This window comes from Sphingobium sp. B7D2B (assembly GCF_025961895.1).
Taxonomy (GTDB): domain Bacteria; phylum Pseudomonadota; class Alphaproteobacteria; order Sphingomonadales; family Sphingomonadaceae; genus Sphingobium.
This window is the reverse complement of record NZ_JAOQOM010000001.1, coordinates 1,795,075-1,816,233: the sequence shown is the minus strand read 5'-3', so window position 1 is coordinate 1,816,233 and position 21,159 is coordinate 1,795,075. Positions and strand designations below refer to the sequence as shown.

Here is a 21,159-nt window from a genome sequence, read left to right as displayed (position 1 = left end):
CGACTCCCCTGGCCGCAGGACATATGATGCTGAAACTGAGGTTCTGCCGCCTTGCCCTGACTTTGGGCGCCCTCGCCCTCTCTGCCAGTGGCGCGCTGGGCCAGACCAATCCCTATCAGGAGGATGCCCGTGCACTTCCGGGCATCATCGCGGAAACCTATGCCTATCCCGAGCGCCTTGCAGGCGGCGAATATCGCCTACCCTCCCGGCTCCAGGCGGAAGCCGAGGCGGTGCGCGATGAGGATGGCCTCATCCGCCTTGCAGAACGCGCCCTCATGGTTCTCGCCGATCATCATGCGATCACGGGCGCCTCCTTCTCCAACAGCTGGGCGGTTTTCCCAAGCTTCGGTGACCTGTGGATCGAGCGGCGCGGCGCTGGCTATCGTATCGAGCAGGTCCGGGCCGGCAGCCCGGCGGAACAGGCCGGTGTGCAAGCCGGCGACGAGCTGATCGCCATTGCCGGAACGCCTGTACAGGCAGCGGTCGACGCGCTCTGGACCGACCTCGGCGTCGCGCCGGGCGAAGGCGATGGCGGCTATGCCGCGCGCGTGCTCGCGGCGGGCCGTCGCGACCGGCCGCGACAGCTGACCGTGAAGGCCGGCGGCAGGTCAGCGCGCACGGTCGAACTGCCCAATCTGTACGCCCTCAAGCATCCGGATATGCCGCCGCTCTCGGTTGCCGAGGACGCCAGCGGCGCGGCGATCATCCGTTTCCACGATTCCCTCGGGCGCGATGACACGATCCCGGCCTTCGATACGGCCATGGCAGCGCTGACGCCGGGCAAGCCGATCATTCTCGACCTGACGGACACGGCCAGCGGCGGCAATACGACGGTCGCTCGGGCGATCATGGGCTGGTTCGTCACCCAGCCCACCGCCTATCAAATTCACAACCTGCCCGTCGAACAGCGCGAGACCGGCATTGCGCGGCAGTGGATCGAGCAGGTGCTGCCACGGGCGGGGAAGCATCATGCCGGCCCGGTCTTCGTGCGCGTGTCACGCTGGACGGGGAGCATGGGCGAAGGTCTGGCGATTGGCCTGCATGCCATAGGCGCGCGCGTGCAAGGCAGCAGGATGGCGGGGCTCCTGGGCGCGATCTACGATCATGCGCTGCCCAAATCCGGCGTGATCATCAAATTGCCGACCGAGCGCCTGTACGCTGTCGATGGGACGCCGAGGGAAGCTTTCCAGCCCGAGCCGATCCCGACGGATACAGCGCGCTGACTGTCGCCAGAATGGGGCGTAGTCACGCCTTCATCGGCGCTGACGATAAAGAAAAAGGCCCCGGAAACCGGAGCCTTCCTCTGAAACCTTGGGTTGAGCCCGCTCAGCTCTTCTTGAGCGTGAGGCCACCGAAGCGCTTGTTGAACTGGGCAACACGGCCGCCCTGATCGAGCTGGCGCTGACCGCCGGTCCATGCCGGGTGCGACGTCGGATCGATTTCCAGCGTCATCGTGTCGCCTTCCTTGCCCCAGGTCGAGCGGGTCTGGAAGCTGGTCCCGTCCGTCATCTGCACGGTGATGAGATGATATTCGGGATGCGTGTCTTTTTTCATGTGTCGGCTCCTGAAATGACCGGTTTCCGACCGGTCCGGGGCGTTAGGGAAGCGCGGCCCTTAGCGGGAAAGGGCCGGCTTGGCAAGGCTCCCCGGGGTTTGTGTCCCGCTCAGTCCTTCGGCGGATCGGCGATCATCGCGACGCAGTTTGTTTCTGCGCACAATTTGCCGTCGATGCTGGCCTTGCCGGAGAATTTGCAGACCGAACCGCGCAGCTGCGTGAACTCGACATGGAGGTCCAGCAGATGCCCCGGCTCGACAGGCGCACGGAACTTCGCGCCCTCAATGGTCATGAAATAAACGAGCTTGCCCGTGCCGGCGAGCCCGAGAGACTCGACGGCGAGGATGCCGGCAGCCTGGGCAATCGCCTCGACGATGAGCACGCCCGGCATGATCGGCCGGCCGGGGAAATGCCCCTGGAAGAACTGCTCGTTCATCGACACCGCCTTGACCGCGTGGATCGAGGCCTTGGGAACCATCGAGACCACACGGTCGACCAGCAGCAACGGGTAACGATGCGGCAAGGCTGCCAGCACGCCACGGATATCGAGTCCGCCGCTCTGTTCAGCCTCTGCGCTTTCCGTTTCGCTCATCGGTGATTAGCGCCCTTCGCCAGCCGTCGGCGTGCGCGCAGCCGGCGCGGCAGCGGCAGGCTGCTGCTGCTGCTGACCACCGGGCTGCCAGCCCTGCGGCGGCGTGATGCTGACGGACGGAACCAGCGCGTTGATCTCCTGCACGAGCAGACGGGTGACGTCCGCCGTGGGCTGGAAGGCTTCTGCAGCTTCCGCCTTCACCAGCAGGTCGATCTTGTTCTTGGTCATCACGTTGCGCATGGCCTCGGGCAGCTTGGCGCCGATCTGCTCGAGCACATAGGCGCGGGCGAGCTGGAGCGGCTGCTCGAGACGCTGCAGTTCGGCCTGCGCTTCCTGCGCGCGACGCTGCAACTCGTTATACTGGTTCTGCAGGGTGGTCTGCGTGGCAGGGGGCGGGTTCTGGCCAGCGGCCTGCGCCGCGGTCTGCAGCGCCGTCTGCTTCTGCTGGATCTCGGTCTGCAGCGCGGTGCGACGTGTGTTGATCTGATCGATATTCGACTTGTAGGTCACCTGCATCTGCTGGCTGGCCGTGGTGGCCGCGCTGGACTGGCCGATCGCCTCGTCGATGTTGACGACGGCAATCGCCTGCTTGACCTGTGCGGAAACCGGCGCTGAAACGCTGAGGGCGGCGACCGATGCCGTTGCGAGCGCAACAGCGGAAAAGATGGAGTTACGCATCAGAATTGTGTCCCTATGTTGAAGGTTACAAGCTTGGTATCATCGCCGTCGACCTTCACCAGGGCCTTGGCGATATCGATCCGGAACGGACCGAAGGGCGAATTCCAGTTCACGCCGAAACCGACCGAAACGCGCGGTTTGGAGCTGTCGCCGAGGAAGACTTCCTTGAAGCCGCCAATCGACGTTACGTAAGGCGTCGTACCGGAAGGACAGCTAGCGCCATCGGGAATGGACGAAAGCGAGCTGGCGGTCGTGTCGGTCGCAGGCGTGATGCACTGCCTCAAGCCGCTGGCATCCCGGATGGGGAAATCGATGTTCTGGGGTAGGTCGATCAAGTTAGGACGACGGACGCCGAAGACGGCACCGGCATCGATGAACACTGACGGACGCAGGCCCATGTCGCGCGCGCCGGCACCAAGCGGAATCTCGATCTCAAAGTGCGTGAGATAGTAAGCGCGGCCGCCCAGAGCGTCGTCGGACCACTGGTCGCGGTTTTCACTGAGCCCGATGACGTTATTGTTCTCGTCGTACAGATAAGGCTTGCGCACGATCCGCGGTCCGACGCCGCGAATATCGAAGCCGCGCAACTGAGGCTCACCCAGGAAGAAGCGATCGACGAGGCGGACGGGGTCGGAATTCGGCCCCGCGCCATCTTCGAACGAATGGATGTAGCCAGCCTCGCCCTTCACCGAGAAGATGAAGCCGCCGCCGAGCGGCCAGTATTTATCGGCAGAGAGACGGTTGCGCAGGTAACGGACGTTACCGCCCAGACCGGCAAAGTCCTGACTGAACGTGATGCTGTGCCCGCGCGTGGGACGGATGCGGTTGTCCCGCATGTCATAAATTAGCGAATAGCCGATCGACGACGTGGTGCGCTTGCCGATGGCATCGCACAGATACTGGCTTGCGCGCAGAGGGTCGCACTGGAAGTTGCCGGCCTGCTCACGGTCGGAGTAATAGTTGGCCTTGTCCAGCGTCACGTCCTCGAACGAGAGGCCATAGCGCAGCGCCAGCGAGAGATATTCGGTAATCGGCAGACCGGCGCGCAGCTGGAAGCCGGTGCGGACCTGGCTGTACAGCGTGTTGCGGTCATTACCGGACAGGTAGTTGAACGAGTTCGTATCCTGCCGGAAGATATCGCCGCCCAGCGCGATGTTCTTGTCCAGGAAGTAGGGCTCGGTGAAGCCGACGTTCACGGACTTTGAGTAGCTCGAATAATTGACCGAAGTGCGCAGTTCCTGGCCCATGCCGCGGAAGTTGCGCTGCGTGACCGATGCCGAGAGGATGAAGCGCTCAAGGCTCGAGAAACCAGCGGAAAGCTGAAGCTCACCGGTCGCCTTTTCCTCGACATTGGTTTCCAGCACGATGCGGTCGGGCGCGGAACCCGGCTTCTGGTCGATCTCCAGACGCTCCTGGAAGAAGCCCAGCGAGTTGATCCGGTCCTGCGAGCGGCGGACCTGGAAGGTGTTGAACGCGTCGCCCTCGTGCAGACGGAACTCCCGGCGGATCACCTTGTCCTGCGTCAGCGTGTTGCCGTTGATATCGATCCGCTCGACATAGACGCGCGGCGCGTTGGCGATGCGGAAGGTGATGCCCATGGTGAGGTCTTCGCGGCTGCGATTGAACTCGGGCTGCACGTCGGCGAAAGCATAGCCGAACAGACCGGCGGTCTGGTTGAGCTGCTCGACCGTGTCTTCCACGGCCTTGGCGTTGTACCAGTCGCCCTTCTTCATCCGCAGCGAGCGGGACAGGCCCTCGGAACTGAGGTCGCGAATATCGCTCTGCACGGTCACGTCGCCGAACTTGTAGCGGTCGCCTTCCTCCACCACATAGGTGATGATGAAGTCCTGCTTGTTCGACGTCAGCTCGGCAACGGCCGACACGACGCGAAAATCGGCATAGCCCTGCGTCAGGTAGAACTGACGGACCTTCTGCTGGTCATAGGCCAGACGGTCGGGATCGTAGGTAGTGCCGGACGAGAAGACGCGGAACCAGCGCGACTGCTTGGTCGCCATCTCGCTGCGCAGCTGCCCATCGGAGAATTTGTCGTTGCCGATGATGTTGATCTGGCGGACCTTGGATTTCGGCCCTTCCGTGATCTCGTAGACGATGTCGACGCGGTTCTGGTCCAGCTGCACCAGCTTGGGATCCACGACCGCCGCGAACCGGCCCTGGCGACGATACAGCTCGATGATCCGGGCGACGTCCGCACGCACCTTGGAGCGCGTGTAGATCTGCCGGGGCGCCATGCGGATTTCGGGAAGGATCTTGTCGTCCTTGAGGCGCTTATTGCCCTCCAGCACGATACGATTGATGACCGGGTTCTCGGTCACCTGGATGGTGAGCGCGCCCTGATTGTCGCGGATCTGCACATCCGAGAACAGTTCGCTGGCGTAAAGCTCGCGCAGCGCCTCGTCGAGCGTCTCGCGGGTGTATTTGTTGCCGATCCGCAGCTTGGTATAGGAGAGGACCGTGTCCCCCTCGAGGCGCTGGGCACCTTCCACCGTGATGGCGGAGATGGTGCGCTCTTCGGCGGTCACCGGCTGAACCGCAGGCGCGGAGGGCAGCGCGGGGGCCGGCTGCGCTGTGGCGCTTCCGGTGGCCTGTGCCGTCGCCGGCACGGACCCGAAGCCCGCCAGGATGGTGCCACACAGGAGCAACGGCGCGAGGCGGCCCTGTGTCGATGAAATGCGTGCTGCTTCGCTCAAACTCAGATTCCTCGACATGTCCTGAATGCACTTCATCCGGGGAAGCCGCATCCGCGCTGCCTCCCCTGCCCCAACCCGATCAGCCAATCAAGCCGCTCAGCCCTCGCCAGACGCCAAACGACGCCAGATCGTTCAAAGTCACGAAGATCATCAGTCCCAGCAAAAGCGCGAGGCCCGACCGAAACGCCATTTCCTGAAAGCGTGGACTGACCGGCCTGCGCTGAATAGCTTCTATTCCGTAGAAGAACAAATGACCCCCGTCGAGCATGGGAATTGGCAAGAGATTGATGAACCCCAAGTTAATGGAGACCAGCGCAACGAAGGCAATCAGCGCCTCCGGCCCCAATGCCGCCTGCTCGCCGGAAATCTGCGCGATCTTAAGCGGCCCGCCCAGTTCATCGACTGAGCGTCGCCCGGTGACGATGTCGGCGAGGCCGCTCGCCATCATGCCGATCAGCTCGCCCGTGCGGCGCACGCCGACCCAGGGCGCCTCGAGCAACCCGACAGGGCGCGAAACCGATTCAAGGCTACGCACGCCGAGCGCGCCATAACGGAACTCGTTGCCGAATCGATCGACTTGAACGACCTCGCCGATCTTCACCGGAATCTGGCGCGCTGCCCCGCCACGCTCGACGGTGAGAGTGACCTCCTCGCCGGGCAGCTTGGTCACGATGATCTGGCGCAGCTCGCCAAACAGCTCCACCGGCTTGCCATCCACGCCGCGAATCTTGTCCCCGGACAGGATGCCGGCGCGGTCCGCCGCGGAATTGGCTTCCACCGCCGTCACGTCGGCCGGGGTGACATTCTCGCCATAGGCATAAGCAAAGCCGCCCAGAATGATCGCGGCGAACAGCAGATTGATAAGCGGCCCGGCCAGCACGATCAGCGCGCGCTTGCCGACCGACTTGGACTGGAAGGTGCGGTTGCGCTCATCCGGCGGCAGTTGCAGCCAGCTCGGGTCGGACTGGCTGGCCGCGTTCATGTCTCCGGCGAACTTGACGTAGCCGCCGAGCGGCAGCGCCGCGACGCGCCAGCGCGTGCCGCGCTTGTCATGCCAGGCGAAGACCTCCTTGCCGAAGCCGATGGAAAAGGTCTCGGCATGAACGCCGAACCAGCGGCCGACGAGATAATGTCCCAGCTCATGAACGAACACGAGCGGGCCGATGACCAGCAGGAACGCGAGGATCGTGAAGAAGAAACCGGGGTTATCGGTCAATTGATGAGCTCCGCCGTCAGCTGCTCGGCCATTGCACGCGCCGACCTGTCGATGGCCTGAACATCCTCGAGCGTAGCGATGCGGCCGGCGTCGCTGCGGGCTAGCACGTCTTCGACGATCCGGCCAATATCAAGAAAGCCGATCCGCCCATCGAGGAACGCGCCAACGGCGATCTCGTTGGCGGCATTGAGAATGGCCGGTGCGCCGCCGCCGGCCTGGATCGCCTCGCGCGCAAGGCGCAGCGCGGGGAAGCGCTCCTCATCGGGCGCCTCGAAGTCGAGCCGGCCAAGCGTGGCCAGATCGAGCGGTTCGCAGGGCGTCTCCATGCGCTGCGGCCAGGCCAAAGCGCTGGCGATGGGGATGCGCATATCCGGGCAACCCAGCTGCGCAATGGTCGACCGATCGCGATATTCGACCATCGAGTGAATGACCGATTGCGGGTGAACGAGGATCGAGAAGCGCTCAAGGCCGATAGGGAAGAGGTGGTAGGCCTCGATCAGCTCCAGTCCCTTGTTCATCATCGTCGCGCTGTCGATGCTGATCTTGCGGCCCATCGACCAGTTGGGATGCTTGACGGCCTGCGCCGGCGTCACCGCGCGCATTGCCTCGCGGCTGAGCGTGCGGAACGGGCCGCCGCTGGCGGTGAGCGTGATCTTGCGCACGGCGTCGAGGCCGCCGCTTGCGAGGCACTGGAAGATTGCGTTGTGCTCACTGTCGACCGGCAGCAGCGCGGCGCCACTGCGGGCGACCGCCGCCATCATGACGTCACCGGCCGAAACCAAGGCCTCCTTGTTGGCCAGCGCCACGGTCTTGCCCCCGGCGACCGCAGCAAGCGTGGGAGCCAGTCCCGCGCAGCCGACAATGGCGGCCATGGTCCAGTCCGCGCCCATTTGGGCCGCCTCGATCAGTGCCTCGCCGCCGGCGGCGGCCTCGATGCCGCTACCGGCCAGCGCAGCCTTGAGCGCGCCATAACGGCTCTCATTGGCGATGACGGCGCGGCGGGCGCGGTGCGTGACGGCGATCGCGGCGAGCTTGTCGACATCGTCCCCGGCGGTCACGGCCAGAACCTCGAACGCCTCCGGCTCGCGCGCGATGAGATCGAGCGTGGAGGTGCCAACCGACCCGGTCGCGCCGAAGACGGAAACTGTGCGCGGCGCGATCATCCCAGCATTCCTCCTGCGCTGGCCAGAGCAGCCAGAATGGCGGCCAGCAGCAGGCCGTCCACCCGATCGAACATGCCGCCATGGCCCGGAATGAGATTGCCGCTATCCTTCACGCCCGCACGCCGTTTCATCCAGCTTTCGAAGAAGTCGCCCACCTGGGCCACCACAGCGATGGCTGCGCCGAGCAGGGCGCTGACCAGCACGAAGCCGGGCTGCAGGCTCACGCTGGCGACAACCGCCACCAGCAATGCCGAGGCGGTCATGCCGCCGCCCAGCCCCGCCCAGGTCTTGGAGGGGCTGATCGCCGGGGCGATCTTCGGTCCGCCAATCGTCCGCCCGGCGAAATAGGCGCCCACATCCGTCGCGATGACGATGCCGATCAGCAGCCAGCGCGTCGCAGCGCCCAAAGACAGCAGCGCCAGCGCCGCGCCGCCGATATAGATCAGCCCGAAGAGCAGCCAGAGCATCCGGGCGAGCGTGCCATCGGGAAAGCGCCGGACGAGGCCGCGCCATTCCCAGAAAACGAGCGCGCTCACCAGCGCCACTAGCAGGATCAGCACCGCGCCATCGGCCCATAGCGCGAGCCCTGCGCCGACCAGCAGCACGATCGCCGAGCCGGTGCGAACCGCCAGATCGGAGCGAGGCGCGCGTTCGGCCATCATCGGCCTCCATACCGGCGCTCGCGGCAGGCATAGCTCTCCACCGCGGCTGCCAGCGCGGCTTCATCGAAGTCCGGCCAGAGCGTCTCGGTGAAATACAGCTCGGCATAGGCCGCCTGCCAGAGCAGGAAGTTGGAGAGGCGCACTTCGCCCGAGGTGCGGATCAGCAGATCGAGCGGCGGCAGGTCGGCAGTGTCGAGCTGCGCCGCGATGACAGCGGGCGTGATCGCCTCTGGCGTCAGCGTGCCGGCCTGCACCTGGTGGGCAAGCGTGCGCATGGCGCGGGCCAGTTCGTCCTGCGACCCGTAATTGAGCGCGACCACCAGCGTGGACGCGGTGTTGGCGGCGGTGCGCGCCACGGCGGCATCGACCATCGCTGCCGCTTCCGGCTCGAAGGCATGGTGATTGCCGATGATCTTCAGCCGGATGCCAGCCTCGTGCAGATCGTCTACTTCCGAGCGGAGAAACTGCTTCATCAGGCCGGTCAGGTCGGCAATCTCGTCCTCAGGCCGCTTCCAGTTCTCAGACGAAAAGGCATAGAGCGTCACGCATTCAATGCCGAGCTTGGATGCAGCCCGCAGGGTACGGCGCACGGCCTCGGCTCCGGCGCGATGACCGGCGACGCGTGGCAAGCGACGCGCCTTCGCCCAGCGGCCATTGCCATCCATGATGATCGCGACATGGCGCGGCACCGCCCCTTCCCCGCCGGTCTGGACGGGGGTCGGCGCGGCCTTGCGCGTCATCCTGGACCTCAAAAGGCTCATAAATGGCCCTGGCCTCTCCCTCGGCAGTCGAAGGACGGATTATTTGCCAAGGATTTCCTTTTCCTTCGCCTGCGCTGCCGCATCGATATCCGCTATGGTCGAATCGGTGAGCTTCTGCACGTCGGCTTCAGCGCGCTTGCGCTCGTCCTCGCTGATCTCGCCCTTCTTCTCGTCGGTCTTCAGATTGTCCATGCCATCGCGGCGGACGTTGCGGGCGGCGACGCGCGCCTTCTCGGCATATTGGCCGGCCAGCTTGGCCAGTTCCTTGCGGCGCTCTTCGGTCAGGTCCGGAATCGGCAGGCGGACGTTCTGCCCGTCGACGATCGGATTAAGGCCAAGCCCCGCCGAGCGGATCGCCTTGTCGACCGGGCCGACATTGGACTTGTCCCACACCTGTACGGAGAGCAGGCGCGGCTCCGGCGCGGAAACGGTCGCGACCTGATTGAGCGGCATCTTGGCGCCGTACACCTCTACGGTGATGGGATCGAGCAGGCCCACATTGGCCCTGCCCGTACGCAGCCCGTTCAGATCGTGCTGGAGCGCGTCGACGGCGCCTGCCATGCGGCGCTCCAGATCAGCCTTGTCATATTTTGCCATCTTGCCTCTCCGATGAACCTAGCGACCGCTGTCGACCAGGGTCGAAACGCCCTCGCCGCGCAGCACGCGGGCAAGGTTGCCCTGCTCGCGAATGTTGAACACGATGATGGGAATGGCGTTATCGCGGCACAGCGCCACGGCGCTGGCATCCATCACCTTGAGATTTTGTGTGAGCACCTGATCGTAACTCACGCGATCGAAACGCTTTGCAGAATCGACGAGCTTAGGATCGGCATCATAGACGCCATCCACCGACGTACCCTTGTAGAGCGCGTCGCAGCTCATTTCGGCCGCCCGTAGCGCCGCGCCGCTGTCCGTCGTGAAATAGGGATTGCCCGTGCCGGCGGCGAAGATCACCACCCGGCCCTTCTCCAGATGCCGCTGGGCGCGACGACGGATATAGGGTTCGCAAACGCTGGCCATGGGAATGGCGGACTGCACCCGCGTCGCGACGCCCAGATGCTCCAGCGCATCCTGCATGGCGAGGGCATTCATGACGGTCGCCAGCATGCCCATATAATCGGCATTGGCGCGGTCCATGCCCTGCGCTGCGCCGGCCATGCCGCGGAAGATGTTGCCGCCGCCGATCACCAGACAGATCTCGAAGCCGAACTCCTTGGCTTCCTTCACTTCCCCGGCCACGCGCGCGACAGTGCCCGGGTCGATACCGAAGCTCTGAGCCCCCATCGCGGCCTCGCCCGAGAGCTTGATGAGAATGCGCTTGGGGGCAGTGGTGGTCATGAATGCCTAACAAATTCCAGAGACGGGAGCGGCGCGGACCTTAGTAAGCCCGCGCCGCCATGCCAAGCACCGAGCGCGCCCGGTGCGTAATAAATGAAGGGAAGGATCAGGCGCCGACGGCGGCTGCGACCTCTGCCGCAAAATCCTTCTCTTCCTTCTCGATGCCTTCGCCGAGCTGGAAGCGCACATAGTCCTTGAGGACGATGGTCGTGCCGGCATCCTTCGCGGCCTTGGCCACGACGTCCGCGATCGGCGTCTTGTTGTCCATCACGAAGATCTGCGAGAGCAGCGCCTGCTCCTTGGCGAACTTCGCCACGGCGCCGTCGACCATCTTGGCGACGATGTCGGCCGGCTTGCCCGACTCGGCAGCCTTCTCCGCCGCGATCTTGCGCTCGCGGTCGAGGATTTCGGACGGAATGTCCTCAGCCTTGAGCGCGACCGGGAAAGCCGCCGCGATGTGCATGGCGATCTGCTTGCCGAGCGGGGCGAGCACGTCGGCACCGGCCAGGCTCTCCAGCGCGACGAGCACGCCGATCTTGCCGAGCGAGGGCGCCACGGCGTTGTGCATGTAATCGATGACCAGACCCTGATCGACCGACACAGCCTTCACGCGACGCAGCTGCTGGTTTTCGCCGATGGTGGCGACATTGGTCACCAGCGCATCGTTGATCGTGCCGCCGGCCGGATGCGGCGCGGCCAGCAGGGCCTCGGCATCGCCGATGGCGTTCTTGAGCGCCACGTCGCCGGCCGTGCGGACAAAGCCCTGGAACTGATCGTTCTTGGCGACGAAGTCCGTCTCGCTGTTCACTTCGACGGCAACGCCGCGCGTGCCATCGACAGCCACGACCACCAGGCCCTCGGCTGCGGTGCGGCTCGACTTCTTCTGCGCGGCGGCAAGGCCCTTGGCGCGCAGCCAGTCGACTGCGGCTTCCACGTCACCATTGGTTTCGGCAAGCGCCTTCTTGCAGTCCATCATGCCAGCGCCCGAGCGCTCGCGCAGTTCCTTGACGGCGGCTGCGGTAATCTCTGCCATGTCTCTTGTTCCTCAAATCTCGAATTCAATGTTGCCAGATGTCAGGCGGGCGCCAGGATCGTTCCCGATCCGGCGCCCTGCCCGCACATTGTTGCGTGCGTTTGACGGCGCCGATCAGGCCTGCGCGAGCGCTTCCTCAGCCGGCGGCTCGTCCATGGCGCCAAGGTCCATGCCGGATGCCGCTGCGGCGTTCTGGTTGCCGCGGGTCGCAGCCTGGGCCAGAGCCTCGCAATAGAGGCGGATGGCGCGGCTGGCGTCGTCATTGGCCGGAACCGGGAAGGCGATGCCGGACGGATCGACGTTCGAGTCGAGAACCGCGACCACCGGGATACCCAGCGTGTTGGCTTCCTTGATCGCCAGCTCTTCCTTGTTGACGTCGATGACGAACATCACGTCCGGAATGCCGCCCATGTCGCGGATGCCGCCGAGGGACAGCTCGAGCTTGTCGCGCTCGCGCGTCATCTGGAGCACTTCCTTCTTGGTGAGGCCGTGGGTGTCACCCGACAGCTTCTCCTCAAGCGTCTTGAGACGCTTGATCGAGCCGGAAATGGTCTTCCAGTTGGTGAGCATGCCGCCCAGCCAGCGGTGATTGACGAAGTGCTGACCCGAACGACGGGCGGCCTCGGCAATCGGCTCCTGCGCCTGGCGCTTGGTGCCGACGAACAGCACCTTGCCGCCAGCGGCGACCGTCGCGGACACGAAGTCCAGCGCGCGGGCGAAGAGGGGAACGGTCTGCGAGAGATCGAGAATGTGGATGCCGTTCCGCTCCCCGAAGATGTACGGCTTCATGCGGGGATTCCAGCGGTGCGTCTGGTGGCCGAAGTGCGCGCCGGCCTCGATCAATTGGTGCAGGGTGACGACGGGTGCCGCCATAATATATCTCCTTCCGGTTGAGCCTCTGGGATTCAGTGACCGCGAAGCGGCACCGGTATGTGGCGAATCCCATGTGGGTTAGACGCGCGCCCTTAGACCAAGCCCGACAGGAGCACAAGCCTGCACATCATGCTTGACAGACGGCGAGAACAAGAACAAATAGCGAACATCAAGCCATGGCGATGCTGTGGACACAGGAAAGGGACGACGATGTTCTATATTCTGGGATGTGCCCTGTTTGCGGTTGCGGCGACTTTGGCAGCGACGATCATGGTCCATGAACTGCGCCTGCGCCATGGCGCGATGATGCGCGCTCTGCGGACGCTGGATCTGGAAGGTTGGACGCCCGAGCGGGCCGGGCAGCGGCAGACGGCACAGCCCGTCGCCGCGACGGGCCTCAGCCTTGCGATAGCGATGCCGCCACGAGCCGCCGCTTGACCCGAGCGTAGCTGACCAGCCCGACCGGCAGCAGCGCGATGTATGCCAGCGACAGCAGAAGCAGGGCATGCCACGGCGCAACCATCAGGCTCGCGGCGAAGATGCCGGCCAGCAGAATGGCGAACAGGCGCCAGGCCGGCGGCACGCGGAGCCCCTTCCAGCCCAGCGTCGGCAGGCTGGAGATCATCAGGAACGCCGAAATGATGATCCACGGGGCGACAAGCCGCCAGTCGCGGAACACGTCCAGTCCGGTGATGAACCAGGCATAGAGGGGCAGCAAAGCAATGCCGGCGCCGGCCGGGGCAGGCACGCCGGTGAGAAAGCCCGCAGCCTTGCGCGGCTGATCGATTACATCGAGGCTGGCATTGAAGCGCGCGAGGCGCAGCGCGCAGCTGAGCGCCAGCACCAGCGCGACGATCCAGCCAAAGCGGGGCATGGACTGCAAGGACCAGAGATAGACAAGGAGCGCCGGCGAGACGCCAAAGGCAATCGCGTCCGAGAGCGAATCGAGTTCCGCGCCGAAGCGACTGTCCGCCCGCAGCAGGCGCGCGACACGTCCGTCCACGCCATCGAGCACGCCGGCAAAGATGATCGCCGCGACGGCAAGCTGCCATTCACCGGAAATGCCATAGCGAATGGCGGTGAGACCAAAGCAGAGCGCCATCGCCGTAATGGCGTTCGGTGCGACCTGACGCAGCGTGATGCCGCGGCTCATCCGGGCGATGGGACGCGGTCGCGCCATTATATAAAATCCGAAACAGGCGCGGGTCCGCCAATGGGCGCGCCAAGCGAGCGAGGCCTCATTGCAGCACAGCCGTAGCGGACTGATTCTCGCCCAGATGCGCCAGGATCGTTTCGCCGGCCACCGTATGCGTGCCCAGCGCGACCTGCGGCGCCGTGCCGGCAGGGAGATACACGTCCACGCGGCTGCCGAAGCGGATCAACCCGACGCGCTGGCCTGCCGCGACGATATCGCCGCGCTTGACGAAAGGAACGATCCGCCGCGCGACCAGCCCAGCGATCTGCGTGAAGCCCACCCGCATGCCATCGCTGCGCTCGACCAGAATGTGCTGGCGCTCATTGTCCTCGCTGGCCTTGTCCAGGTCCGCATTGACGAACTTGCCGCTGATATAGACGACATCCTTGATGGTGCCGCTGATCGGGGTGCGATTGATGTGGACGTCGAACACGCTCATGAAGATAGAAACCCGTGTCATGGGTTCGGTTCCAAGCTTGTCTGGTCCGAGCATCTCCGGCGGGGGCGGAACGACCTGGATCAGGGTGACCAGGCCATCCGCCGGCGCGATGATCGCGCGCTCGTCCTGCGGCACGGCGCGGATGGGATCGCGGAAGAAGGCGAACACCCAAAGCGTCACGCCGACCATCAGCCAGGCCAGGATCGACCAGCCCATCAAGGCAAAAATGAGGGTAATCGCAGCGGCAATCGCCCCAAAGCGCCGCCCCTCCGGGTGAACCGATGGGAAACTCCACTTGACGCTTGTCCGTGAAGGCGCGACCGGCTGCGTGCCCGAAAATTCTGTTGTCATGGGCTCTGTTTAGGGTGAGCCGCCGCCCGGCACAATCCCCGCCGGCCCAAACAGGCCTGCCACGCGGCATAAATCGCCCGACATCAGCCTCTCATGCATGGCCAGGGCAGTTGATCATCGCCGCGACCTTCCCTAGAGGCATGCTGAAAGGCCCTGCCGCGCGCGGTCGCGGCGGCCCCAGCGACATCGAACAGGGAACATGGCACGCATGAGCAAGATCAAGGTGAAAAATCCGATCGTCGAGATCGACGGCGATGAGATGACCCGGATCATCTGGGAATGGATCCGCGAGCGGCTCATCAAGCCTTATGTCGACGTCGACCTTCACTATTATGATCTGAGCGTCGAAGAGCGTGACCGCACCAACGACCAGATCACCATCGATTCCGCCGAGGCAATCAAGAAGTACGGCGTCGGCGTGAAGTGCGCCACGATCACGCCGGATGAGGCGCGCGTCGAGGAGTTCAACCTCAAGCAGATGTGGAAGTCGCCGAACGGCACGATCCGCAACATTCTGGGCGGCGTCGTGTTCCGCGAGCCAATCGTCATCAAGAACGTGCCCCGCCTGGTGCCGGGCTGGACCGACCCGATCGTGATCGGCCGTCATGCCTTTGGCGATCAGTATCGCGCCACCGACTTCCTCGTGCCCGGCCCCGGCAAGCTGCGTCTGGTGTTCGAAGGCGACGATGGCAAGGTGATTGACCGCGAAGTCTTCCAGTTCCCCGGCTCGGGCGTAGCCATGTCGATGTACAATCTCGACCAGTCGATCATCGATTTCGCCCGCGCATCCATGAACTATGCGCTCGACCGCAAGTGGCCGCTGTACCTCTCCACCAAGAACACGATCATCAAGGCCTATGACGGTCGCTTCAAGGATCTGTTCCAGGACGTTTTCGACCGTGAATTCAAGGACAAGTACGCGGCTGCTGGCATCGAATATCAGCACCGCCTGATCGACGACATGGTCGCGGCCGCACTCAAGTGGAGCGGCAAGTTCGTGTGGGCGTGCAAGAATTATGACGGCGACGTCCAGTCGGACACCGTGGCGCAGGGCTTCGGCTCGCTCGGCCTGATGACCTCCGTCCTGATGTCGCCCGACGGCAAGACGGTCGAGGCCGAAGCCGCGCATGGCACGGTGACCCGTCACTATCGCCAGCACCAGCAGGGCAAGGCGACCTCCACCAACCCGATCGCGTCGATCTTCGCGTGGACCGGTGGCCTCAAGTTCCGCGGCAAGTTCGACGAGACGCCGGACGTCGTACGCTTTGCCGAGACGCTGGAGCGCGTGTGCGTGCAGACGGTGGAAAATGGCGAGATGACCAAGGACCTCGCGATCCTCATCGGCCCGAATCAGGCCTGGATGACCACCGAGCAGTTCTTCGAAGCGATCCGCCGGAACCTCGAAGCCGAAATGAGCAACTGGTCCTAAAGACCTGAAGGGGGCGCTTCGATGGGGTCAACCACGCTCGAAGCGCCCTCCTCCCTCCCTGCGGTACGCCCGCACCCTGGCGTCCCGCCCACTCGCCCGAGCGGATTGACCCGATGATCCACGGCACGTTCGGCAGCCAGACGTTCAACGAGGCGCTGGTCATTCTCGGCGCGGCGGGCCTCGTGATCCCCGCCTTCGCACGCTTCCGCATCAGCCCGATCATCGGCTTCATCCTCGTCGGCCTGCTGGTCGGCCCCTTTGGTCTCGGCCGGTTCGTCAGCGCCTATCCGGCGCTCGCCCATGTGACGATCTCGCGGGAATCGGCGATCACTGCCTTTGCCGAGCTCGGCATCGTCATGCTGCTTTTCTCTATCGGCCTGGAACTGTCGTTCAAACGCTTGTGGTCGATGCGCAAATTCGTCTTCGGCATCGGTGCGGCGGAACTGCTCGGCAGCGCCACGCTGATCGGCGGCGGGATGCTGCTGCTGGGCAGCAGCCTGTATGCCGCCATCGGCCTGGGTCTTGCCCTCTCCCTCTCGTCAACGGCGCTCGTCATGCCGATCGCCGGCACGCACTCGGCGGTTGGCAAATCCGCGTTCGGCATGTTGCTCTTCGAGGATCTGGCGCTCGTACCGATCGTCTTCGCGCTTGGTGCCATGGCCCCCAATGTCGCGGACGATGGTTGGGAAAATCTTGCTACCGTCCTGCTGACCGGCGGTCTCGCCGTCCTCGCCTTGCTGATCGGCGGGCGCTTCATGCTCCCCCGCCTCTTCGCACAGGCGGCGCGCGCCAAGCGGCCCGAGGTGTTTCTGGCGGCAAGCCTGCTCGTGGTGATGGTCTCCAGCCTGCTCACCACGGCGGCAGGCCTCTCGCCCATCGTCGGCGCGCTGGTCGCGGGCATTCTCATCGCCGAAACCGACTATCACGGCCAGGTCGAGGGCATGACCGAGCCGTTCAAGGGCCTGGCACTGGGCGTCTTCCTGATCACCGTGGGCATGGCGATCGATCCGGTCGCCCTGGTCGCGCAATGGGATGGGTTGCTGCTCGCGATCACCGGCGTGGTTCTCGCCAAGGTGGCAGTGACCAGCCTGCTACTGCGGCTTGCGGGCGCGCGGCGCGGGGTGGCGCTGGAAACCGGCATCCTGATGGGCAGCCCCTCGGAAACGACGCTCATCGTGCTGGCGAGCGCCGTGACGGCCAATCTCATCAGCCCCGGGACGGCGGCGTTCTGGCAAATGGCCACCGCCATCGGCCTCACCCTCACCCCCATCCTCGCCAAATTCGGGCATCGCATGGCCCGGCGGGTCGAACGGGATGCGCTGGAGCCGGACACCAACGAGACCGATGACAATGCGCGCGCCGCCATCATCCTCGGCTTCGGCCGCGTTGGCCGCACTGTCGCGGATCTCTTGCGCGTGCATGAGGTGCCCTATGTGGCAGTGGAGAACGACATCGATATCGTCGCGCAGGCCCGGGCGGAGGGCTACACCGTCCAATTCGGCGATGTGTCACGCCCCGACACGCTCGATCGACTGAGACTCGGGCGCGCGCAGGCGCTCATTATCACCATGGACGACCCGGTGCTGGCGATGCGCGTCACCAATCGCGTGCGTGGCTGGCTGGACGATCTGCCGATCATCGTGCGAGCACGGGACACCACCCACGCCGCGCAACTCTATCGGGCCGGCGCAAGCGACGCGGTGCCGGAGACGCTGGAAAGCTCACTGCATCTCGCCGAGACCGCGCTGGTGGACCTCGGCCTGCCCATGGGGCCCGTGATCGCGTCCGTGCACCAGAAGCGCGAAGACTTGCAGAATGAGATCAAGGCGGCGGCGGAACTCGACGTCGCGCCGCGGCTGCGGAGTCGGCGGCTGGGGGAAGCGAACGGCCTCGCCTGAGCGCAAGTCGCCGCTAGCGCGGCTCGTGCTCGGTTCCGCTCCCCGGGGTGATGAACAGCAGTTCCACCTCTCCGGCCGCATCCGCCGTGTGCCAGACATTGGCGGGGTTGATCGCATAGTCACCGGCGGAGAGCGCAACATGGGTTTCCGTCCCATCCTCGCCGCGCTGCCGCAGCGTCACGGCGCCGGCGATGCAATAGACGATTTCGTCGCCGAGCGGATGCCGCTCCCACATCGATCAATTGCTGCTGAAACGATAGGCGCTGACCAAGCGGCCATCTGCGCCATCTCCGCCATGGCGGGCATCATAGGCGGCATACGAGGCCGGATCGGAGGTCATGGCCGGCTGTGTCACGGCCTTACCGCCCCGCGCGAGGTGGATGGGATAGGTACTGAGCGACTTCGGCGTCATGGATCGTCTCCCACACAGGAGCCGGCCGGACCGAGAGGTCTGCCCTCCCCCGTTCAGCGCCCCGTTTCAGCCCTGCGCGATGCGCGCCTTGATCGCCTCGATCGCCGCCGGTGCAGCCGCACCGTCCGGACCGCCACCTTGCGCCATATCCGGGCGACCGCCGCCACCCTGCCCGCCCAGCGCAGCCACGCCGAGACGAACCAGATCGACAGCGCTGAACGTGCCGGTCAGATCGTCGGTCACGCCGGCCGCGATGCTCGCGCGCCCGTCATTCACTGCGATGACAACGGCGATGCCGCTGGCAAGCCGGCCCTTGGCGTCATCCACCAGACCGCGCAGTCCCTTGGGGTCGAGTCCATCGAACTGCTGGGCGAGCACCTTGTAGCCATTGACGATCTCGGGCGCAGCCTCAGCCGAAGCGCCGCCGCCCGATGCGCCAGCCAGCGCGAGCGCCTTCTTGGCCTCCGCCAACTCGCGCTCCAGCTTGCGGCTCTGTTCGGCCAGCGCGGCCACGCGGGTCGTCGCGTCCTCGGGCGTCGTCCGCAAGGTCGTGGCGATGGCGCGCAATTGCTCGTCGCGCTGCGTGAGCCACAGGCGGGCGGCTTCCCCGGTCAGCGCCTCGATCCGGCGGACACCACTGGCAACCGCGCTTTCGCCGACGATCTTGAACAGCGCGATGTCGCCCAGCGCGCGCACATGGGTGCCGCCGCACAGCTCGACCGAATAGGTGCCCTCGTCGCCCGTGCCCATGGAGAGCACGCGCACTTCGTCGCCATATTTCTCGCCGAACAGCGCCATGGCGCCAGCGGCAATCGCGTCGTCCGGCGACATGAGGCGCGTGCTGACCTCGGCATTGCCGCGAATCTGCGCATTCACATCGGCCTCGACCCGCGCGATCTGCGCCGGGGTGAGCGCCTCGGGATGCGAGAAGTCGAAACGCAGCCGGTCTTCCGCGACGAGGCTGCCCTTCTGGGTCACATGCGGGCCGAGCGTCTTGCGGAGCGCGGCGTGCAACAGGTGCGTGGCGCTGTGATTGGCGCGCACGCGCGCGCGGCGGGCGGCATCGACCTCCATATGGACGATATCGCCAATCGCGATTCGCCCGGCCTCAATGCTCGCCTGATGGGCGTGAAGACGGCCCAGGGGCTTGGCGGTGTCCGAGACGGTTGCCGACAGCCCATCTGACTTGCTGATCCGACCGGTATCGCCTGCCTGGCCGCCGCTCTCCCCATAAAAGGGCGTCTGATTGGTGACGATGGTCACGCTCTCGCCGGCCTGCGCCTGCTCGACGCGAGCACCATCCTTGACCAGCGCGACCACGCGACCCTCACCCGCTTCGCTCAGATAACCGGTAAACTCGGTCGATCCCTCGCTCTCGGCAATATCGAACCAGACGTCTTCCGATGCCTTCTGGCCAGAGCCTTTCCAAGCGGCGCGCGCGGCGGCCTTCTGAGCCGCCATGGCCGCATCGAACCCGGAGCGGTCGACGGTGAGGCCCTGGGCGCGCAGCGCGTCTTCGGTCAGATCGTAAGGGAAGCCGTAGGTGTCATAGAGCTTGAACGCCGTGTCGCCGGGCAGCGTCGCGCCCGTCGGCAGACCGGCCACGGCTTCGTCCAGCAGCTTGAGACCCTTGTCGAGCGTCTGCCGGAAGCGGGTTTCCTCGCGCAGCAGCGTTTCCTCGATCAGCGGCTGCGCGCGGATCAATTCGGGGAAAGCCGCGCCCATTTCCGCGCTCAGGCCGCCAACCAGGCGGTGCATCAGCGGCTCGGCGGCACCGAGCAGATGCGCATGACGCATGGCGCGGCGCATGATCCGCCGCAGCACATAGCCGCGCCCCTCATTGGCCGGCAGCACGCCATCGGCAATCAGGAAGCCCGCTGAACGCAGATGGTCGGCGATGACGCGGTGGCTGGCGGCCTGCTCGCCTTTTGCCGACGTCTTGGTCAGCGCGGCGGACAGATCGATCAGCGCCCGGAACTGGTCGGTATCGAAGACGCTGTGGACGCCCTGGATAACCGTGGCCGCGCGTTCGAGGCCCATGCCGGTGTCGATGGAGGGACGCGGCAGATCGCCGACGATTTCGCCGCCCAGCTGCTCGAACTGCATGAAGACGAGATTCCAGATCTCGACGAACCGATCGCCATCCTCATCGGGCGAACCCGGAGGCCCACCGGGCACATCCGGACCATGATCGTAGAAGATCTCGGAACAGGGGCCGCATGGGCCATCATCGCCCATCGACCAGAAATTGTCTTTGGTCGCGATGCGGATGATGCGCTCGTCCGGCAGGCCGATCTTCTTCCAGTAACCAAAAGCCTCGTCATCGGTGTGATAGACCGTGACCAGCAGCCGGTCCTTGGGCAGGCCGAGTTCGCGCGTGACGAACGTCCACGCCAACTCGATGGCGCGTTCCTTGAAATAATCGCCGAACGAGAAATTGCCGAGCATCTCGAAGAAGGTGAGGTGCCGCGCGGTGTAGCCGACATTATCGAGATCGTTGTGCTTGCCGCCCGCCCGCACGCATTTCTGAGACGAGGTCGCCGTCTTGTAGGGGCGGCTCTCAAGTCCCGTGAACACATTCTTGAACGGCACCATGCCGGCGTTCACGAACATGAGCGTGGGATCGTTATTGGGCACGAGCGGCGCGGAAGGCACGATCTCATGACCATTGGCCCCGAAATAATCGAGGAACGCGCGGCGGATATCGTTGGTCGACGTCATGGACGAGCGATTAGGGGAAGCCGCAGCCGCCGACAAGCGGTGAGTGAACGGAAAATCGCGACCAAAATCCGATCGCCAGTCGCAAGCGCAGCTTCACGATCGCTCGAACTGCACAGCGCGTCCCTCATGCGACGC

At 64.9% G+C, this 21,159-nt stretch carries 21 protein-coding genes; 4 read left to right on the top strand and 17 right to left on the bottom strand.

Features of this window, described 5'->3' with window-relative positions; genetic code table 11:
• Positions 1–26 precede the first annotated feature (26 nt).
• Positions 27–1,223, top strand: a complete 1,197-nt coding sequence (locus M2341_RS08280; RefSeq protein WP_264584902.1) for a S41 family peptidase — start codon at positions 27–29, stop codon at positions 1,221–1,223.
• Positions 1,224–1,326: 103 nt separating this feature from the next.
• On the opposite strand, the gene rpmE is transcribed toward M2341_RS08280, so the two are convergent.
• The 12 genes from rpmE to rpsB all read right to left on the bottom strand — a co-directional run bounded on the left by rpmE (position 1,327) and on the right by rpsB (position 12,579).
• Complete coding sequence (rpmE, locus tag M2341_RS08275) at positions 1,327–1,554, bottom strand: 50S ribosomal protein L31 (RefSeq protein ID WP_264584901.1); 228 nt, start codon at positions 1,552–1,554, stop codon at positions 1,327–1,329.
• A 110-nt stretch (positions 1,555–1,664) separates the two neighbouring features.
• Entirely contained in the window at positions 1,665–2,147 is a 483-nt protein-coding gene (gene fabZ, locus M2341_RS08270; protein ID WP_264584900.1) for a 3-hydroxyacyl-ACP dehydratase FabZ, read from the bottom strand.
• Positions 2,148–2,153: 6 nt separating this feature from the next.
• Entirely contained in the window at positions 2,154–2,825 is a 672-nt protein-coding gene (locus M2341_RS08265; protein WP_264584899.1) for an OmpH family outer membrane protein, read from the bottom strand.
• Positions 2,825–5,551: an outer membrane protein assembly factor BamA gene (gene bamA / locus M2341_RS08260; protein ID WP_413715338.1), complete on the bottom strand. Its 2,727-nt coding sequence runs from the start codon at positions 5,549–5,551 to the stop codon at positions 2,825–2,827. Before bamA ends, M2341_RS08265 begins: the two co-directional genes overlap by 1 nt.
• A gap of 61 nt (positions 5,552–5,612) precedes the next feature.
• A complete protein-coding gene (locus tag M2341_RS08255; RefSeq protein ID WP_264570126.1) occupies positions 5,613–6,749 on the bottom strand; it encodes a M50 family metallopeptidase in 1,137 nt (378 codons plus the stop codon).
• Positions 6,746–7,912 (bottom strand): 1-deoxy-D-xylulose-5-phosphate reductoisomerase, encoded by a 1,167-nt coding sequence (locus M2341_RS08250; RefSeq protein ID WP_264584897.1) that lies wholly within the window; start codon positions 7,910–7,912, stop codon positions 6,746–6,748. Before M2341_RS08250 ends, M2341_RS08255 begins: the two co-directional genes overlap by 4 nt.
• A complete protein-coding gene (locus M2341_RS08245) occupies positions 7,909–8,574 on the bottom strand; it encodes a phosphatidate cytidylyltransferase (RefSeq protein WP_264584896.1) in 666 nt (221 codons plus the stop codon). The genes M2341_RS08250 and M2341_RS08245 overlap by 4 nt, the downstream gene beginning before the upstream one ends.
• Entirely contained in the window at positions 8,571–9,314 is a 744-nt protein-coding gene (locus M2341_RS08240) for an isoprenyl transferase (RefSeq protein ID WP_264584895.1), read from the bottom strand. The genes M2341_RS08245 and M2341_RS08240 overlap by 4 nt, the downstream gene beginning before the upstream one ends.
• A gap of 60 nt (positions 9,315–9,374) precedes the next feature.
• On the bottom strand, positions 9,375–9,932 hold the full coding sequence (gene frr / locus M2341_RS08235; protein WP_264570122.1) for a ribosome recycling factor: 558 nt from the start codon (positions 9,930–9,932) through the stop codon (positions 9,375–9,377).
• Positions 9,933–9,950: 18 nt separating this feature from the next.
• The gene (pyrH, locus tag M2341_RS08230) at positions 9,951–10,673 is read right to left on the bottom strand and encodes a UMP kinase (protein WP_264570121.1); all 723 of its coding nucleotides are present in this window, start codon (positions 10,671–10,673) and stop codon (positions 9,951–9,953) included.
• 106 nt (positions 10,674–10,779) lie between these two features.
• Positions 10,780–11,706, bottom strand: a complete 927-nt coding sequence (tsf, locus tag M2341_RS08225; protein ID WP_181559455.1) for a translation elongation factor Ts — start codon at positions 11,704–11,706, stop codon at positions 10,780–10,782.
• Positions 11,707–11,820: 114 nt separating this feature from the next.
• Complete coding sequence (rpsB, locus tag M2341_RS08220) at positions 11,821–12,579, bottom strand: 30S ribosomal protein S2 (RefSeq protein WP_181559454.1); 759 nt, start codon at positions 12,577–12,579, stop codon at positions 11,821–11,823.
• Positions 12,580–12,789: 210 nt separating this feature from the next.
• On the opposite strand from rpsB, the gene M2341_RS08215 reads away from it, so the two are divergent.
• Positions 12,790–13,017 (top strand): hypothetical protein, encoded by a 228-nt coding sequence (locus M2341_RS08215; RefSeq protein WP_264584894.1) that lies wholly within the window; start codon positions 12,790–12,792, stop codon positions 13,015–13,017.
• On the opposite strand, the gene M2341_RS08210 is transcribed toward M2341_RS08215, so the two are convergent.
• Positions 12,977–13,759, bottom strand: coding sequence for a CDP-alcohol phosphatidyltransferase family protein (locus tag M2341_RS08210; RefSeq protein WP_264584893.1), 783 nt, complete (start codon positions 13,757–13,759; stop codon positions 12,977–12,979). The two genes, M2341_RS08215 and M2341_RS08210, sit on opposite strands and share 41 nt — an antisense overlap.
• A 58-nt stretch (positions 13,760–13,817) precedes the next feature.
• Positions 13,818–14,564 (bottom strand): phosphatidylserine decarboxylase, encoded by a 747-nt coding sequence (locus tag M2341_RS08205; protein ID WP_264584892.1) that lies wholly within the window; start codon positions 14,562–14,564, stop codon positions 13,818–13,820.
• A 208-nt stretch (positions 14,565–14,772) separates the two neighbouring features.
• On the opposite strand from M2341_RS08205, the gene M2341_RS08200 reads away from it, so the two are divergent.
• Positions 14,773–15,993: an NADP-dependent isocitrate dehydrogenase gene (locus M2341_RS08200; protein WP_264570116.1), complete on the top strand. Its 1,221-nt coding sequence runs from the start codon at positions 14,773–14,775 to the stop codon at positions 15,991–15,993.
• Between the two features lie 113 nt (positions 15,994–16,106).
• Entirely contained in the window at positions 16,107–17,891 is a 1,785-nt protein-coding gene (locus M2341_RS08195; protein ID WP_264584891.1) for a cation:proton antiporter, read from the top strand.
• 13 nt (positions 17,892–17,904) lie between these two features.
• Here M2341_RS08195 and M2341_RS08190 read toward each other — a convergent pair whose 3' ends face one another.
• From M2341_RS08190 to alaS, 3 genes are all read right to left on the bottom strand, one after another.
• Positions 17,905–18,126: a cupin domain-containing protein gene (locus M2341_RS08190; protein WP_264575956.1), complete on the bottom strand. Its 222-nt coding sequence runs from the start codon at positions 18,124–18,126 to the stop codon at positions 17,905–17,907.
• A 3-nt stretch (positions 18,127–18,129) separates the two neighbouring features.
• Positions 18,130–18,303: a hypothetical protein gene (locus tag M2341_RS08185; RefSeq protein WP_264584890.1), complete on the bottom strand. Its 174-nt coding sequence runs from the start codon at positions 18,301–18,303 to the stop codon at positions 18,130–18,132.
• A 66-nt stretch (positions 18,304–18,369) separates the two neighbouring features.
• Positions 18,370–21,024: an alanine--tRNA ligase gene (gene alaS, locus M2341_RS08180; protein ID WP_264584889.1), complete on the bottom strand. Its 2,655-nt coding sequence runs from the start codon at positions 21,022–21,024 to the stop codon at positions 18,370–18,372.
• Between the last annotated feature and the right edge of the window lie 135 nt (positions 21,025–21,159).